1 protein-coding gene is annotated in these 1,224 nt (G+C 36.8%); it reads right to left on the bottom strand.

Going from position 1 to position 1,224, the window contains the following annotated elements; all coding sequences use genetic code 11:
• Positions 1 to 328: 328 nt before the first annotated feature.
• Positions 329 to 1,224, bottom strand: an 896-nt coding sequence (locus ASV53_RS25665; RefSeq protein WP_189337963.1) for a hypothetical protein, incomplete at its 5' end; no start/stop codon positions are given.

The raw sequence follows: 1,224 nt of genomic DNA on the forward strand, positions 1-1,224 counted from the left end.
GCAATGCTCAAAGCACACGTCAGTAACACTTTGAGTCAATATAACTTACCCGCCCATGGAACCAATCTTCGCTATAGTCAGATTTGAAAGTGCCAGATGTGGGTTAACCGATAAATGTCTAGCGACCCTGTTTCACCGCAATGGAATGCAACTAAACAGGCAGCAGTTGAGACTGCGTAAGAGATCCTCAATATGTGTTTGCCGCAAGCGTGACTTGAAGGCCATTCTGACTAACGAAGAGGACGCGCTTGTTAATCGACTTTTAGTCGACCGCTAACGCGGTCGATAGGATCCACTTTGCCGCCTGACGCACGAAGGCTCATATGTGTTAAGCGTCTTCTATCAGCAATTCACATAATTCCATATTAAAGCCAATACTAACTGCCCCTTCGTTATTTTTTATGTTTCTCATTAAAACTTCAACCACAGGTTTTTCAAAACTGTCTGCAAGTAATATTTCAACCTGTCCGGTATAGCGAACTCTATAGCTTTCATATAGATCACACATACCATCACCATTCATACTATCCATATCAACATCTCTATTTTTATCATTTTGGATATCGAGGTAAGTACCATAGTCAGATATAAAGTGAACTGTTGCGTCAGTTTCAAACGAAATATCACCAACAAATTTTTCAGCTGTTAGTGCATATAAATTATCAATTGTTAGGCTGTCAATATTAGAACTCATAGGGAAGTTAACTTCAGCATTATAAACTCGTTCAGCAATTACATCTTTATTTATTACACCTTCATCCTCTACATAGATTAAACTAATATCTTCGTCTAGCTCTCTAAAGTAGTTAGTTAACAAATGATTAGCATCTTCACTCTCAAAGTATTTTCTAACATCTTCAACTGCCATCACTTTGTTTGTTAAAGCCTCAACAGCTTTTGTTTTTAGAAAGTCAGATAAGCCATCAAAAATAGTCACTGAAGAGTTCCCACCAAGATGTCTTTTAAATACACCATCTTTAATTAGTACAGTAACATTGCCTACTTCTGAAATAAGCTGATCTATACACGTATTAATCATTGCATCAGGAATGTCCTCTCTACTTTTAACATTCCTATAGACGCCTTTACCTGAAAAGTAGTCATCCATTACTGACTCAATATTTTCAGGTTTGAAAAGTAATTTATTCACACGGAAGTCAGCTTCCCAATATTCATATTCGGATGTTATTTTACTTTTAACCTCTTTAATTCCCTCTCTAATAT

The organism is Photobacterium sanguinicancri, from assembly GCF_002265265.1.
In the GTDB taxonomy this organism is placed as follows: Bacteria; Pseudomonadota; Gammaproteobacteria; order Enterobacterales; family Vibrionaceae; genus Photobacterium; species Photobacterium sanguinicancri.